The organism is Sphingobacterium sp. 40-24 (assembly GCF_001899705.1).
Lineage (GTDB): Bacteria > Bacteroidota > Bacteroidia > Sphingobacteriales > Sphingobacteriaceae > Sphingobacterium > Sphingobacterium multivorum.
The window spans coordinates 36,100-52,200 of sequence record NZ_MKWH01000021.1 but is presented as its reverse complement, the minus strand read 5'-3'; the positions used below and the strand labels follow the sequence as shown (position 1 = coordinate 52,200).

Annotated in this window: 14 protein-coding genes; 1 reads left to right on the top strand and 13 read right to left on the bottom strand. The window is 41.4% G+C overall.

The features are described from left to right. Positions 1 to 6: 6 nt before the first annotated feature. Entirely contained in the window at positions 7 to 483 is a 477-nt protein-coding gene (locus tag BGP15_RS07170) for a hypothetical protein (RefSeq protein WP_286769092.1), read from the top strand. A 118-nt stretch (positions 484 to 601) separates the two neighbouring features. On the opposite strand, the gene BGP15_RS07165 is transcribed toward BGP15_RS07170, so the two are convergent. From BGP15_RS07165 to BGP15_RS07105, 13 genes are all read right to left on the bottom strand, one after another. Continuing rightward, entirely contained in the window at positions 602 to 1,117 is a 516-nt protein-coding gene (locus BGP15_RS07165; RefSeq protein WP_286752672.1) for a DUF2911 domain-containing protein, read from the bottom strand. A 252-nt stretch (positions 1,118 to 1,369) separates the two neighbouring features. Then, complete coding sequence (ilvA, locus tag BGP15_RS07160; RefSeq protein WP_286769091.1) at positions 1,370 to 2,617, bottom strand: threonine ammonia-lyase IlvA; 1,248 nt, start codon at positions 2,615 to 2,617, stop codon at positions 1,370 to 1,372. 213 nt (positions 2,618 to 2,830) lie between these two features. Continuing rightward, positions 2,831 to 3,994, bottom strand: coding sequence for a 2-isopropylmalate synthase (locus BGP15_RS07155; protein WP_083296124.1), 1,164 nt, complete (start codon positions 3,992 to 3,994; stop codon positions 2,831 to 2,833). 41 nt (positions 3,995 to 4,035) lie between these two features. After that, positions 4,036 to 5,109 carry a 3-isopropylmalate dehydrogenase gene (gene leuB / locus BGP15_RS07150; RefSeq protein ID WP_286769090.1) on the bottom strand — a complete coding sequence of 358 codons (1,074 nt, stop codon included), beginning with the start codon at positions 5,107 to 5,109 and terminating at the stop codon, positions 4,036 to 4,038. Between the two features lie 176 nt (positions 5,110 to 5,285). After that, positions 5,286 to 6,764, bottom strand: a complete 1,479-nt coding sequence (locus BGP15_RS07145) for an ATP-binding cassette domain-containing protein (RefSeq protein WP_286769089.1) — start codon at positions 6,762 to 6,764, stop codon at positions 5,286 to 5,288. After that, complete coding sequence (gene leuD, locus BGP15_RS07140; RefSeq protein ID WP_286769088.1) at positions 6,758 to 7,348, bottom strand: 3-isopropylmalate dehydratase small subunit; 591 nt, start codon at positions 7,346 to 7,348, stop codon at positions 6,758 to 6,760. The genes BGP15_RS07145 and leuD overlap by 7 nt, the downstream gene beginning before the upstream one ends. Before the next feature lie 10 nt (positions 7,349 to 7,358). After that, positions 7,359 to 8,756: a 3-isopropylmalate dehydratase large subunit gene (gene leuC, locus BGP15_RS07135; protein ID WP_104383784.1), complete on the bottom strand. Its 1,398-nt coding sequence runs from the start codon at positions 8,754 to 8,756 to the stop codon at positions 7,359 to 7,361. Between the two features lie 134 nt (positions 8,757 to 8,890). Further along, the gene (gene ilvC, locus BGP15_RS07130; protein ID WP_075994367.1) at positions 8,891 to 10,372 is read right to left on the bottom strand and encodes a ketol-acid reductoisomerase; all 1,482 of its coding nucleotides are present in this window, start codon (positions 10,370 to 10,372) and stop codon (positions 8,891 to 8,893) included. A 45-nt stretch (positions 10,373 to 10,417) separates the two neighbouring features. Then, entirely contained in the window at positions 10,418 to 10,882 is a 465-nt protein-coding gene (locus BGP15_RS07125) for a DinB family protein (protein WP_236560296.1), read from the bottom strand. A 14-nt stretch (positions 10,883 to 10,896) separates the two neighbouring features. Next, entirely contained in the window at positions 10,897 to 11,487 is a 591-nt protein-coding gene (gene ilvN / locus BGP15_RS07120; RefSeq protein ID WP_070570155.1) for an acetolactate synthase small subunit, read from the bottom strand. Between the two features lie 8 nt (positions 11,488 to 11,495). Further along, the gene (gene ilvB / locus BGP15_RS07115) at positions 11,496 to 13,238 is read right to left on the bottom strand and encodes a biosynthetic-type acetolactate synthase large subunit (protein WP_070570153.1); all 1,743 of its coding nucleotides are present in this window, start codon (positions 13,236 to 13,238) and stop codon (positions 11,496 to 11,498) included. A 117-nt stretch (positions 13,239 to 13,355) separates the two neighbouring features. Beyond that, positions 13,356 to 15,056 carry a dihydroxy-acid dehydratase gene (ilvD, locus tag BGP15_RS07110; RefSeq protein ID WP_070570151.1) on the bottom strand — a complete coding sequence of 567 codons (1,701 nt, stop codon included), beginning with the start codon at positions 15,054 to 15,056 and terminating at the stop codon, positions 13,356 to 13,358. Then, a complete protein-coding gene (locus BGP15_RS07105) occupies positions 15,040 to 15,930 on the bottom strand; it encodes a branched-chain amino acid transaminase (RefSeq protein WP_112374967.1) in 891 nt (296 codons plus the stop codon). Before BGP15_RS07105 ends, ilvD begins: the two co-directional genes overlap by 17 nt. Positions 15,931 to 16,101: the final 171 nt, after the last annotated feature.

Genomic DNA, 16,101 nt, shown 5'->3' with positions numbered 1-16,101 from the left:
TGGGGGATGTTGACCGGTATATTCGGGGCGATTATTCTGCCCCAGTTTTTCCCGCATACTTTGCCGCTATATTATTTCCCATTTTTGTTTGTCCTATCGCTGCTAGGCTGTCTGATGGGGACCTGGCTGTCCAAACCTACTGAAGAGGATGTGCTTGTCGATTTTTATGTCCGTGTTCGTCCATGGGGCTTTTGGGGACCAATTCACCAGAAAGCGTTGCAGAAATACCCTGATCTTAAAAGAAACAATCACTTTAAGCGCGATTTATTTAATGTTGGCGTGGGAATTATATGGCAATGTTGTTTGACATTGATCCCGATGTATATCGTTATTCAACAGGGACAGGGCTTACTGACTAGTATATTGATCTTAGGGATTACAACACTGATTCTTAAAAAGAACTGGTACGACAAGATGTGTCGCGATGAGGCTGAATACGACGCTTTTATGACAAAATATAGAATGAATAAAGCGGATCGATAAACAAATAAGTTTTTAAAATGGGGCTGAGAGAAGAGAAGAATCAGGTAATCGAACGGCCTGTTGTTTGATTAAAAAACCGATCGTACCGTACCGATTACCGTGATAATGTGTTTTGCGTTTAGTTGCTCGCTTTTACCGTAAAAGGAACGACATACTGTCCCCACTCCAATGAAACGGTTCCTTGCGGCGTTGCATTGATCTTAAACTGTTCCTGCGAATTGCTTGCTGTGGCATTGTTGACTGAAACACGTAAAGCATCTTCGTTGGCATCATATTTTGTTCCCCACTGATTCCACACTTTATTGAACATAATTGTTGTTTCGTGTTCTCCAGGGATGCTGTAAAGGCCATATTTACCAGCAGCTAATTTCTTGCCTTCAACCAATACATCTTTATTAAATTCGATGGTGGTCGCTTCATTTGCTCCAGTACGCCATACAATACCGATAGGGGCGATATCAACACCAAGCTGACGACCTTTCAATGAAGGACGGCTATAATTAATGTCAATCGTGACACCATCGGTGGTGGTTACCTTAGTGTTGTCTGGAGGACTTGGGCGTTTACTTTTGTCGGTCTGAGCAAAAGTAAGTTGACCTATTAAGGTCAGAATCGTTAAAATTAGTACTCTCATTTTTCGTATAGTATTGATTAAACAATTAAACTTAGATAAATTACTTTTTATATGCAATATGCCTTTGGTCAAATAAAAATAATTTATCGCTCTCTCCTAAGCTATTGAATATCTTTTAATAACGGAAATATACGATTTTTTAGGTTATGGAATTGTTCGTTTTTTTGAAGGCTTTGAGTGGGATATTTTGGTTATATAAACGAGAAAAGCCAGTGATTCATATCCTGGCTTTTCTCGTTTTATACCTATTATTTATACAAGATATTCAAATAGTGTCTGGTCTTTATTGATTTCAATGACATCAAACTTATATTCTTTCATGCGTTCAATCAGTGTTTCGTAATCCTCAGGCTTGTTGAGCTCAATGCCGACTAGCGCTGGACCTCTTTCGCGTTCTGTTTTTTTGATAAACTCAAAACGGGTAATATCATCCTTAGGCCCCAATACTTCGGAAACGAAGAGTTTTAAGGCGCCTGGACGTTGTGGGAAACGAACGATAAAATAATGCTTGTACCCTTCGTAAAGTAGAGACAATTCTTTGATTTCACTCATGCGGTCGATATCGTTGTTTCCACCGGATATGATGCAGACGACTTTCTTACCTTTAATTTCATCTTTGTGAAATTCAAGAGCGGCCACGGATAGAGCGCCTGCAGGCTCAACGACAATTGCATCCTTATTGTACAGCTCTAGGATACAGGTACAGATCTTTCCTTCGGGAATAGAGCGTGTATCATCCAACAATTGTTTGGCAATTTCAAATGTCGTTGCACCGATTTTTTTAACAGCTGCCCCATCAACAAATTTGTTGATATGCTCGAGCTCGATCGGTGCGCCGTGAGTCAAGGCCGCTTGCATGGAGGGGGCTCCTTCGGGTTCAACACCATAGCATTTGATTGCGTTGTTTTTACTTTTTAGGTAATAGCTCGCTCCCGCGGCAAGTCCACCGCCACCAATTGGGATAAATATGGCGTCCATATCGGGAAGATCTTGTAAAGCTTCAACGGCTACAGTACCCTGTCCTTCCACAACTTTGAGATCATCAAATGGCGGAATGAAAGTCATGCCATGCTCTGCTGTATAAGCCAGTGCTGCTTTTTGGCAGTCATCAAAAGTGTCTCCGGTCAAGATAATTTCTACATTGCCGTTACCCCACATTTCCGTTTGTGAAATCTTTTGGCGTGGTGTCGGACCCGGCATAAATATCACGCCTTTGATGTCGAGTTTATTGCAGGAGAAAGCAACGCCCTGAGCGTGGTTGCCTGCGCTGGCACATACAACGCCACGTTGTAGCTCTTCCGCTGTTAAGGAAATAATTTTATTGTAGGCACCGCGTAATTTATAGGAACGTACGACTTGTAAATCTTCCCGTTTGAGATAGACTTCAGCGCCATATTTTTCGGATAGATGCCGATTATATTGAAGCGGTGTTCTGTTGACCACAGACTTGATGCGGTCAAGCGTAGCTTCTGAATTGATGTTTAAGGTTGATAGATTCATTGTTAGATGATTGCCTAGTTAAGGTAGCAAATAAAACGCAGATATTCGCTGTTATATGAGAGATTCTACCTATACAGTATTTAAATTTAGTTGATTTTAAATGGAAGATCGTTTGTACGTATGATAAAATAATAATTAGCAACGTATCATTTGGATCCTTTTAAAAAAATGTATTTATGATAAAAAAAGGCTGCATCTGCAGCCTTCCTTTTTTTATATTTTTTCTTGGATGAGGCTTTTTAGGTCATCATCACAAATATTTTTCTTTTCGTCGGCCAAAACCAAGAAACGTTGATAGCAATCAGCTAAATCATCTTTTTCAAGATGGAAGCCTAAACGCTCCAAATGGTGCTTAAGGGCATGTCTTCCTGAACGTGCAGTTAAGATAATATCAGCTTCAACCAAACCAACATCTTCTGGTCTGATGATCTCATAGTTCTCACGGTGTTTTAGGAAACCATCTTGGTGAATCCCCGAGCTGTGTGCGAAGGCGTTGCGACCAACGATCGCTTTATTCGGTTGTACAGGCATGTTCATCATTTCGCTTACCTTGCGCGATAAGTACGTAAACATGCGGCTATCGATGTTTGATGTCAAGCTTCCAAACGACTGGTTGTGCACTTTAAGGATCATGGCTACTTCTTCAAGTGACGTGTTTCCGGCACGCTCACCGATACCGTTGATGGTACATTCCACCTGACGGGCTCCATTTTGAATCGCAGCGATAGAATTTGCTGTTGCAAGTCCCAAGTCATTGTGACAATGTGCCGAAATAATGGCCTGATCGATATTGCGTACATTCTCCTTGAGGTAATTGATTTTTGAGCCATATTGGTCTGGCAGACAATAACCGTTTGTATCGGGGATATTGACTACCGTAGCACCGGCAGCAATCACCGATTCAACCATTTTAGCTAGAAATGCCAAGTCTGCGCGACCCGCATCTTCTGCATAAAACTCGACATCTTCCACATAGGATTTGGCATGTTTTACAGCCGCAACGGCACGTTCTAAAATTTCTTCTCTTGTGCTGTTGAATTTATATTTGATATGCATGTCCGAAGAACCAATACCCGTATGGATACGTGGGCGTTTGGCATATTTTAATGCCTCGGCAGCTACGTCAATATCGTTTTGATTGGCACGGGTCAATGCACATATAATGACATCGTTTACCGCTTTAGATAATTCGACGACCGATTGAAAATCACCAGGGCTAGACACTGGGAAACCGGCTTCGATAATATCCACCCCTAGTTTTTCCAGGTCTTTAGCAATCTCAATTTTCTCTGGAGTAGTTAATTGGCAGCCTGGTACCTGTTCGCCATCACGTAAAGTGGTGTCGAAAATGTAAAGATGATTAGGATCGTGTAACATAATTTCTTAATTCAAAAGATTTACAAATTAAAAAGGGTATACTATTTAATAAACTCCAATACTTTTTCACCCATTTCCTGAGTACCTAAGATTTTTGAAGCTTCTGTGCTGCTGTTGGCAATATCACCGGTTCTCCAACCAGCTTTTAATGTTTCTGCAACAGCATTGTTAACCGCTTTAGCTTCCTCCTGTAGACCAAAGCTAATATCAAGCATCAAGGCAGCAGATAAAATTGAAGCCAATGGATTTGCTTTATTTTGACCAGCGATATCGTGTGCAGAGCCGTGGATAGGTTCGAAGAAGCCTGTGCCATCACCTACGGAAGCAGAAGCCAACATACCCATCGAGCCTGCGATCTGTGACGCTTCGTCTGTCAGGATATCACCAAAAAGATTGGCTGTCAATACCACATCGAATTTCTTTGGATTTTTCACCAATTGCATGGCCGCATTATCGATAAACATGTGCTCGGTTTCAACATCCGGATATTCTTTTGCGATTTCCTGGACAACTTCTCTCCACAGGCGGGATGTTTCCAATACATTGGCTTTATCAACAGAGCATAGTCTTTTGTTACGCGTGCGTGCTGCATCATAAGCTTTACGTGCGATACGCTCAACCTCGTAACGGTGATAATTCATCAAGTCTGAAGCAAAGGTATTATCCTCATTGCGATTTTTCTCACCAAAATAGACATCACCTGTCAGTTCACGGAAGAAAAGAATATCTGTACCTTGAAGAATTTCGGGCTTTAAACTCGAAGCATCCAATAACTCATCGAATAAAAGGATTGGACGAAGATTTGCGTAAAGACCTAGTTCTTTACGGATTTTCAACAAGCCTTGTTCAGGTCTTACCTTAGCAGAAGGATCATTATCATACTTAATATGGCCAATGGCGCCGAAAAGGATCGCATCAGAAGCTTTTGCTTTAGCTAATGTCTCATCAGGAAGCGGGTTGCCTGTCGCTTCAATTGCAGTATGGCCCATGATAGCTTCATCAAAGCTGAACTCATGACCATAATTTTCACCTATTTTTTCTAAAACTTTTTTACCCCAAGTTGTTACTTCTTGGCCGATGCCATCTCCAGGTATGATTAAAATATTTTTCTTCATTGTATTTTTAATATTGAGCTATCAGAGATAGGTCTAATGAAACTTTGGAAAATAGGCTTAAAACCTATTGAGTTATCTTTATTTTTGACTTTTGATTTCCAGTGTTTTCCGATATCTTGATTCTCTTTTTATTTTTTTGTTCTTATTTTCGAATTAATTGAAGTTTTCCACAATTTTTATGTTGATAAAGTTTCTTTTTTGTGGATAACTTCGGATATAGCCTTTACTTCTCCCTTTTCCAACACGATTTTATTGTCAATGCACGTTGGTAGCTGGGTTTGGAAGTGACCTACATAAATGAGCGTCTGGCCACTTTTACTGAGGTCATCGATGACGTCGTTGAAATACTGGGTCTGCTCTTGGTCTAAACCCTGACAAGGTTCGTCCAAAATCAGCAATTCTGGATGTTTCACGATCGTGCGGGCCAATAGGACCAAACGTTGTTGACCTAAAGGCAATGATCCCAATGTTTTGTGTTTAACCTCTTTGAGGTCAAAAAAATGGAGAATTTGCTCGAGCTTTTGCTGTTGTTCAAATCCTAAGCGTTGGTATAGGCTCATGGAGTCAAAAAATCCAGAAGCAATCGTCTGCCCAACGTTGGCATTCATATCATAGTACCAATGTAATTCTGGAGATATAATACCCAAATGTTCTTTGATATCCCAAATACTTTCTCCAGATCCTCTTTTTTTGCCAAAAAGATGGATGTCATTGGCGTAAGCCTGTGGATGATCGCCGTTGATGAGACTAAGCAAAGTTGATTTTCCTGAACCATTATGCCCTTGTAGCAACCATTTTTCACCGGCTTTTACTTCCCAGTCAATATTCTTTAAGACTTGTTTTTCGCCGTATGAAATACTGATTTTGTTCATTTTTACCATGACCTGGGCAGATACCTGAGGTGCCTGTTGTAGAAAATAAGGCAGCGCCTTTCTTGTTCGGGGCAAGCCTTTGGATAGCTCTTCACTCCGTTGGCGAATCCTGATTTTACCTTCCTGAATTTCCGCAAAACGATTGATACAATCCGGTTGTTCGTCATCATTACTGATCAACAACAAGGTGACCCCTTTATCCGCAAGCTGATCGAAAATCTGATTGAGATCTTTTCTGGACTGTGCATCCAGTCCTGTATAAGGCTGGTCGATAATGAGCACCTGAGGTTGAAGCCACAAGGCCTTGATCAATTGCAGTCTTTTGTGTTCGCCACTCGAAAGTTCAATCAACTGCTGATCTTTGAAATTCTCGAATCCAAAAATGTTCAGGTAAGAACGTACGTTTTCAAAAGAAAGCTGTTCTTCTTTTGCAAAATGTTTCAACTCGGCAAAAACCGTTAATGTATCGTTTTTTGCAAATTTGTTGTAGCGCTGTTGGTAATAGAAATTGCGATCGCCTTCAAGATTGGTAAACTGAAACCAATTGGAAACGTAATGAATTTTTGCCGGCAATAGGCTCGCTGGGTCAAGATGGAATGTAATCTGGCCTTCATACTTCAATTGCCCGGCAATCGCTTTTGCCAGCGTGGTTTTTCCTGTACCGCTCGGACCGCCTAAGATCCATTGCTCGCCAGGAAAAATTTGCCAATTTAAGTCTTGCAGTACGGTATCTTTACCGTACTGAATGGTTAAATTGGCAATATGGACGACAGGATCTACCATTGTCTGTTTGCTTCAAATGCTTCGATTGAATCTTTCTGGTTAAGGATAAAATCAATGTCATCATAGCCATTGATCAAACATGATTTTTTGTATGGATTGATTTCAAACTCAAATTGATCACCCGTCTCTGTCAACATGACTGTTTGTTTTTCAAGATCAACGATAATCGCCGTTGCCGGATTTTGGTGCACCAATTCGAAAATTTTCGCCAAAAACTCTTCGGGTACCTGAATCGGTAATACACCGTTGTTAAGGGCATTTCCTTTGAATATATCGGCAAAGAATGAGCTGATGACCACATCAAAACCATAGTCTTGAATAGCCCAAGCGGCATGCTCGCGGCTTGAACCACAACCAAAGTTTTTACCGGCAACCAATATTTTTCCCGTATAGGTCGGGTTGTTCAACACAAAATCAGTTTTCGGCTGATTGTTTGTGTCAAAACGCCAGTCGCGGAATAAATTATCACCAAAACCTTCACGCGTGGTTGCTTTTAGAAAGCGTGCGGGAATAATTTGATCTGTATCAATATTTTCGATCGGTAGCGGGACTACCTGGGACGTTAAAGTTTCAAATTTTTTCATTTTTTTCTACTTAGATCAACTCTCTTACATCTGTTACTTTACCTGTTACTGCCGCAGCTGCTGCTGTCAAAGGAGATACCAGCATGGTGCGGGCATTCGGTCCTTGACGGCCTTCGAAGTTTCTATTTGAAGTCGAAACACAATATTTACCAGCAGGGATTTTATCTTCGTTCATCCCTAAACATGCCGAACATCCTGGTTCACGTAGCTGGAATCCTGCCGCTTCAAATATTTTATCCAAGCCTTCTTCTTTCGCTTGTTTTTCTACCTGTTTTGAGCCCGGTACAATCCATACTTCAACGTCTTGTGCTTTTTGCTTGCCTTTAACGAATGAAGCTACTTCACGTAAATCTTCAATACGGGAATTGGTACAACTTCCGATGAATACATAATCAACACGGTTGCCTAAGACTGTTGAATCATCTTTAAAGCCCATGTAATCCAATGCTTTTTGGTATGATGGTCTTTCTGATTCCGGTTGTGCGTTAGTTGCTGGAATATGTTCCGCGATACCCATACCCATGCCTGGGTTGGTGCCATAAGTAATCATTGGTGCAATATCTGCAGCATCAAAAGTCAACACTTTATCAAAGATGGCATCTTCGTCAGAATATAATGTTTTCCAGTATGCTAGGGCTTGATCCCATTCCTCACCTTTCGGTGCGAATTCACGGCCTTCTACGTAGTCGAAAGTGATCTGATCCGGAGCAATTAAGCCTCCACGTGCACCCATTTCTATACTCATATTACAAATGGTCATACGTGCTTCCATGCTTAAAGAACGGATTGCTGAACCAGCATATTCAATAAAGTAACCTGTACCGCCCGCAGCAGAGATTTTAGAGATGATATATAGGATGATATCTTTTGCTCCAACACCTTTTTGAAGGGTACCGTTGACTTCAATTTTCATTGTTTTTGGCTTCGACTGCAACAAACATTGCGTTGCGAAGACCTGTTCAACCTGAGAGGTTCCAATACCAAAAGCAATAGCTCCAAAAGCACCATGTGTTGAGGTATGGCTATCGCCACAGACCATCGTTTTACCTGGTAGGGTGATACCCAGCTCCGGACCAATAACGTGTACAATCCCTTGGTATGGATGTCCTAAACCATATAATTCAATACCAAATTCAGCACAATTTTTGGTGAGCATATCAACTTGATAACGGGATAGCTCTTCTTTGATCGGTAAATGTTGATTGAGTGTCGGTACGTTGTGGTCGGCAGTAGCTACCGTTTGCTTTGGACGAAAAACTGGGATTCCTCTTTTACGCAAGCCATCGAAAGCTTGAGGTGAAGTAACTTCATGAATCAAGTGGGTGTCGATATATATAATATCCGGAAACCCTTCTTCACGCTTGACGACGTGCGCATCCCAAATCTTTTCTACTAATGTTTTTGACATTTTTTAATCTCTCTTATGTTATTTTTATATGAACCAAGGTGATATTGCAAATGTCTCAATATCACCTTGATTTCGATATACTAAATTACGAAATATTCATGATTTTTGGAGCATGTATAATTTCGTATGGACTTTTAAACAGTTTTGATTGCTTTCATTGCAGTCATCGCTTTGCGCAATTTGCGACCGACGATTTCTACAGGGTGATCGCGTAGAATTTCATTGATGACAACTAATTGTGCGTTATCAACTGCAGCATCTCTACCTTCATTGAAGTTTTTACCTACGAGATCAGTATCAACAGTTTTCATGAAGTCGGCCAACAAAGGTTTACAAGCTTGGTCGAATAGGTAACAACCGTATTCTGCTGTATCAGAGATAACACGGTTCATTTCGAACAATTTCTTGCGAGCGATTGTGTTAGCGATCAATGGTGTTTCGTGCAATGATTCGTAATAGGCTGATTCTGGTTTGATACCTGCTTCAACCATTGTTTCGAATGCCAATTCAACACCTGCACGGATGAAAGCAACCATCAGTGTATAGTTGTCGAAGTATTCTTGTTCGTTGATTTTAACATCACCAGCAGGTGTTTTTTCGAACGCAGTTTCACCTGTTTCAGCTCTCCATTTCAATAAATTCGCATCACCATTTGCCCAGTCTTCCATCATGGTCTTGCTAAAGTGACCTGACATGATATCATCTTGGTGTTTTTGGAATAAAGGACGCATAATATCCTTCAATTCTTCAGAGATCTCAAAGGCTTTTACTTTTGCTGGATTGCTCAAACGGTCCATCATTCCGCTCACACCACCATGTTTCAAGGCTTCCGTGATTACTTCTACACCGTACTGTACCAATTTTGATGCGTAACCAGCTTCGATACCTTTCTCGATCATTTTGTCGAAAGATAAGATCGAACCTGTTTGCAACAATCCACAAAGAATCGTTTGCTCACCCATTAAATCTGATTTTACCTCGGCTACAAATGAAGATTTCAATACACCGGCTTTATGTCCACCTGTTCCTACGCAGTATGCTTTTGCTTCAGCCCAGCCTTTTCCTTGCGGATCATTCTCTGGGTGAACAGCGATTAAGGTAGGTACACCAAAACCACGAAGATATTCTGCACGAACCTCAGAACCTGGACATTTTGGAGCAACCATGATGACAGTAATATCTTTACGGATTTGCATACCTTCTTCAACGATGTTGAAACCGTGTGAATACGATAATGTAGCGCCTTCTTTCATCAACGGCATGACAGCGTTGATTACTGACGTATGTTGTTTATCTGGAGTCAAGTTGATAACTAAATCCGCAGATGGGATCAATTCTTCGTAAGTGCCTACGTTAAAGTTATTGTCCGTAGCGTTTTTCCAAGAATCTCTTTTTTGTTCAATAGCTTCTTTACGCAAAGCATAAGAAACGTCCAGTCCGCTATCTCTTAGGTTTAAACCTTGGTTCAAGCCTTGCGCACCACATCCTACGATTACGATTTTTTTACCTTTTAAAGCATTTACACCATCTGTGAATTCAGTGTTGTCCATGAATTCAGCGTGACTTAATTGTTCTAACTGCTCTCTAAGCGGTAAGGTGTTGAAATAATTTGCCATTGTTTTACTTTCTTTCTGTTATGGGTTGTTGATTATTTATTTTAATTATTGTACTAATCTGCGTTGCGCCATGGCGTAACCGAAATGAACGTTATCGTGACCTGATGTCAGGGCAATAACTTCTTCGATGGTATCCATTGGATAGCCATAGGTTGCTGTTGAAAAGGAGGTGATTTCTCCGAAAACACCGTGTTCATAGTCAGCAGCAATTTGCTCAATACTGCGGATTGCGATTTCTTTCAATTCATCAACCTCTGCTTGTTCAACAAAGCGGGTTGGCTTGGTGTCTTTTTTATAATCTTCATTATATTTTACCCAGGTCGTGTCGGCTTTAATACCTGTACGGACATAGACTAAGGTCTGTGTACTGACGACAATGTGGGCAAAATTCCAGATGATATTATTGTTAAATCCCGTGGGAATTTTGTTAAGCTGTTCAATGGAAAGACCGTCAAGTAATTCAATGAATTTTTGACGTGACTTTAAGATAAATTTAAATGTCTCTTGCATAATACTTTTAAAGCTTACATTGTAAATACATCATCTCTTTTGTCGAGATACTCGTTCTCTACAATTTCTATCGATGGTTCCTTGGCTTCAAACTGAACCAATTTGGAGTGGAAACCTGCGCTATCTTTAATGATGGCGATACGTGCGCCACGGACAAATTCGATCAAACCATATTTGGTCAATTCCTCTGTCAACTTATCGATCTCCTCACGGTGACCTGCAGTTTCAAAGACGATATAGTCGTTGCGGATCACAACAACATTGGCACCATATTGACGCAATAAACGTTCTACGTATACCTTTTCATTCACAACATCCGCAGGCACTTTATAGAGCGCCTGTTCTTGCCAGATCACTTCATCATTGGTATTGTAATAGGCCTTGAGGATATCAATCTGTTTTTCCAGTTGACGACAAAGCTTACGCAGAACATCTTCAGCCTCCGTGATGACGATGGTAAAACGATGTATCCCTTCTACTTCAGAAGGGGAAGTATTCAAGCTTTCAATATTGATTTTTCTTCTTGAAAAAATGGTTGAGATTCGACCGATAAGACCGATTGAATTCTCTGTATATAGGGTGATGGTATATTCTTGTTTTTCCATGTCAAATTCTACTTTAAACGTATCTCAGATACCGATGTTCCTTGTGCAACCATTGGAAATACATTGTTTTCCTTACCTACCATCACTTCCAATAGATATGCTCCGTCGTGATCAATCATGGTTTTCAGTGCATTACGTAAGTCTTTACGTTCCGAAATCTTCTGACCGTCGATGTAATAGCCTTTCGCAACAGCAACAAAGTCAGGACTCGTGATATTCACGAACGAATAACGTTTGTCATGAAACAATTGCTGCCATTGGCGTACCATGCCCAAGAACTCATTGTTGAGGATCATGATTTTGACTTTTGCACCAAATTGCATAATTGTTCCCAGCTCCTGGATCGTCATTTGTATACCACCATCACCGATGATTGCTACGACAGTTTTCTCTGGCGCGCCATACCAGGCACCGATTGCTGCCGGAAGACCAAAGCCCATCGTTCCTAAACCCCCGGAGGTTACATTCGATTTGCTGTTGTTGAATTTAGCATAGCGACAAGTGACCATTTGATGTTGACCGACGTCCGTTGTAATGATCGCATCACCGCCTGTCAATTCATTCAACACATGGATGACCTCACCCATGGTCATAATATCGGTTTGTGGGTGAAGTTCGTTTTGGATGACTTCCTTGATTTCTTCTTTTTCAAGTTCACGGAATTGTTCCAACCAAGCGGAGTGATCTGCAGCATTTACCAATTCCGTCAGCATGGGAAGTGATTCCTTACAATCGCCCCATACAGGTACGGTTGTTTGTACGTTTTTGTCAATCTCTGCGGGATCTATATCCAAATGGATTACTTTTGCCTGTTTGGCATATTTGTCCAAACGACCTGTCACACGGTCATCGAAACGCATGCCGATGGCTATTAAAACATCACATTCATTGGTCATGACATTTGGCGCATAGTTGCCATGCATACCCAGCATCCCGACGTGAAGTTTATGATCCGTTGGAAGTGCACTTAACCCCATGACAGTCGATGCCGAAGGAATGCCAGTTTTCTCGATAAAAGCTTTAAATTCTTCCTCTGCTTTTCCAAGAATGATGCCTTGTCCAAAAAGAACAAATGGTTTTTTTGCATCGTTGATTAACGCTGCAGCTTGTTCAACATATTCTTTACGAACTTGCGGTGCAGGTCTGTAACTGCGTACGTGGCTGCATTTTTCGTAACCGAAGTAATCGAACAATTGTAGCTGTGCATTTTTGGTAATATCGATCAATACCGGTCCTGGACGACCTGTACTTGCAATATAAAATGCTTTTGCGAGTGCGGCTGGAATTTCAGTTGCGTCGGTGACTTGGTAGTTCCATTTGGTGACAGGTGCCGTGATATTGATGACATCTGTTTCCTGAAAAGCATCCGTTCCCAAAAGTGAAGCAAAGACCTGGCCTGTGACACAGACGATAGGGTTACTATCGATCATGGCATCAGCCAGTCCAGTAACTAGGTTTGTTGCTCCAGGGCCACTTGTCGCAAAGACGACGCCTGTACGACCTGAAGTTCTTGCATAACCTTGCGCCGCGTGGATTCCACCTTGTTCATGGCGCACTAAAATATGCTTCAGACGATCCGTATAATCATAAAGGGCATCATAGATCGGCATAATTGCGCCTCCAGGATAACCAAATACGGTATCAACTCCTTCGCTCAATAAGGCCTCCAATACAGCTTTCGATCCCGAAATTTGTGTCGGAGTTTGCTGCGCTGTAGCGGCCTTATTTTCTGTTATTTCCAGTGTACTCATTACGTTGATTTTTTTATTGTTGATTATTCAGTCTTTTAGTATTTAGATATTAGATCTGAGACATTAAGCGTCGATTGTTTAGGTCTGTATTTGCTTAATGTCTCTGTTTTTTATTTTCTACTGATCCGTTACACAGCCTTCTGATGCATCGGCAACAGTTTTAGCGTATTTGTATAAAACTCCTTTGCTAACTTTTAACGCTGGTTGTACCCAAGCGGCACGGCGTTGCGCAATCTCTTCATCGGAAAGCAGCACATTGATGCTGTTATTTACCGCATCGATCTCGATAATGTCATCATCATTTACAAGACCGATCAATCCGCCTTTGTAAGATTCTGGTGTGATATGTCCGACGACAAAACCATGTGTACCACCCGAGAAACGGCCATCGGTGATTAAAGCAACAGATTTACCAAGGCCAGCACCAATGATCAAGGAGGTTGGTTTAAGCATTTCAGGCATGCCTGGCGCTCCAACAGGACCTTCATTTTTGATCACCACTACATCTCCTGGTTTGATTCTACCAGATGCGATGCCCGCTACTAAATCATGCTCTCCATCGAATACGCGTGCAGGACCAGTGAATTTTTCACCTTCTTTGCCGGAGATCTTAGCAACAGAACCTTTCTCTGCTAAGTTCCCGTAAAGAATTTGTAAGTGTCCTGTAGCTTTGATTGGATCGCTCAAGGGTTTGATAATCGGTTGATCATATTCCATGATTGATTTAACATCCGCCAAGTTCTCAGCGACCGTTTTTCCTGTTACCGTGATACAGTCACCATGCAATAAACCTTCATTTAAAAGATATTTCATGACAGCAGGTGTTCCTCCAAATTGCTGAAGATCTTGCATCAAGTATTTACCAGACGGTTTAAAGTCAGCTAATACCGGGGTTTCATCACTCATGCGTTGGAAGTCGTCTTGCGTGATGTCTACGCCTACGGCTTTGCCTATTGCAATAAAGTGAAGTACAGCATTGGTACTACCACCCAAGATAACGATGGTACGTAGCGCGTTCTCAAATGCTTTACGTGTCATGATATCAGAGGGTTTGATATCTTTCTCAAGTAGCGTGCGGATATGTCGACCTGCTTCTAAACATTCATTTTTCTTTTCTTCCGAGATCGCCGGATTGGAAGATGAGTAGGGTAAACTCATTCCCAAGGCTTCAATTGCCGAAGCCATGGTATTTGCGGTATACATTCCGCCACAAGCACCAGCACCAGGGCAGGTATGTTTGATAATGCCTTCATAGTCTTCATCGGAAAGATTTCCGCAGATGCGTTGTCCCAATGCTTCAAATGCAGACACAATGTTTAATTCTTCACCTTTATAGTGTCCTGGAGCGATGGTACCGCCATATACCATTAGAGAAGGACGGTCCAAACGGGCCATGGCCATAATAGCACCAGGCATGTTTTTGTCACAGCCAGGAATAGAGATCAAGCCATCATAATATTGTCCGCCACAGATCGTTTCGATACTATCAGCGATCACATCACGGCTTACCAACGAATAACGCATTCCATCGGTACCATTGCTCATACCGTCACTGACGCCAATAGTTCCAAAGGTCAAACCCACTAACTCATTGTTCCAAACGCCCTTCTTGACGATTTGTGCCAAATCATTTAAGTGCATATTACACGTATTACCATCATATCCCATGCTGGCAATACCGACCTGTGCTTTGTCCATGTCGGCATCTGTAAGACCGATACCATAAAGCATTGCTTTTGCAGCAGGTTGCGTTTCGTCTTGTGTAAATGTACGGCTGTATTTGTTCATTGTGTTTTCGCCGTTAGATGATGACTTCATAATTTTCGTTCTCTAATACTAAATTTTTATATCTTCTTTGGATTGATGCACCTATGCTGTGTTCCCAGGCTTCTTTGTAGATGACATCATCGACTTGTTTGATTCCGATAATTTCTGCCGCAGTTCCACATAAGAAAGCGCTGTCAGCAGTGTAAATATCCTCTACCGTCAATTGCTTTTCAATGACTTCGAAGTTTAATTTTTTACAAATGTTTTTTACCGTCTGGCGCGTAATGCCCGGGAAGATATTCTTCGCTGGCGGCGTATAGATTTTGAAATCCTTTTCGATGAAAATATTTTCACTGGATGCTTGGGCAACGTAGCCTTCGTGGTCGAGCATCAAAGCTTCGTCGTAGCCTTTCCTGATGGCTTCTGTTGTCGCAAGGATGGAGTTAACATACTGCCCAGAGATCTTCGAGTCAATTTTAAAGGATTTTGGATTGGGTCTTTTGATATCAGAGATACATACCTTTAATAGGTTTTGACCAAGATATGGACCCCATTCCCATGCTGCCATCATGAGGGTTGCTTCGGTTGATGAGGTGAGATGCATATTTGAACCAGTCAATACCAAAGGACGTATATAAGCTTCTCTTAGGTTGTTGTTGGCCAAGAGCTCATAACAGATGTCGATCAGCTCTCGGTTGCTCCAGCGATAGGGGATATTAACGGCTTCACATGATCTCTTTAAGCGATCGAAATGCTTGTCAGCTTTAAAGATACGTGGTCCATTGTGGGTGTTATACGCACGTAAACCATCGAACACCGCATACCCATAATGCAATGACTGTGCAAAGGGATCCAATGCAGCCTCGGAAGCTTTTACAAAAGCTCCATCTAAATAGATCAATGTGTTTTTATCGTAATATTTCATAACCCAAAATTTACCTGATGATAGTAGTTCCCTTTGTTGTAATAATGGTGGTAAATCATGCTATCTCGAGCTTCTATAAAAACTTTCGATTTTCATTTCCTCAAGGTAGCAGGAATTACAATAATTGGCAATAGGTAAAGTGCTAATTTTGTATTTAGAATAAAATTTCAT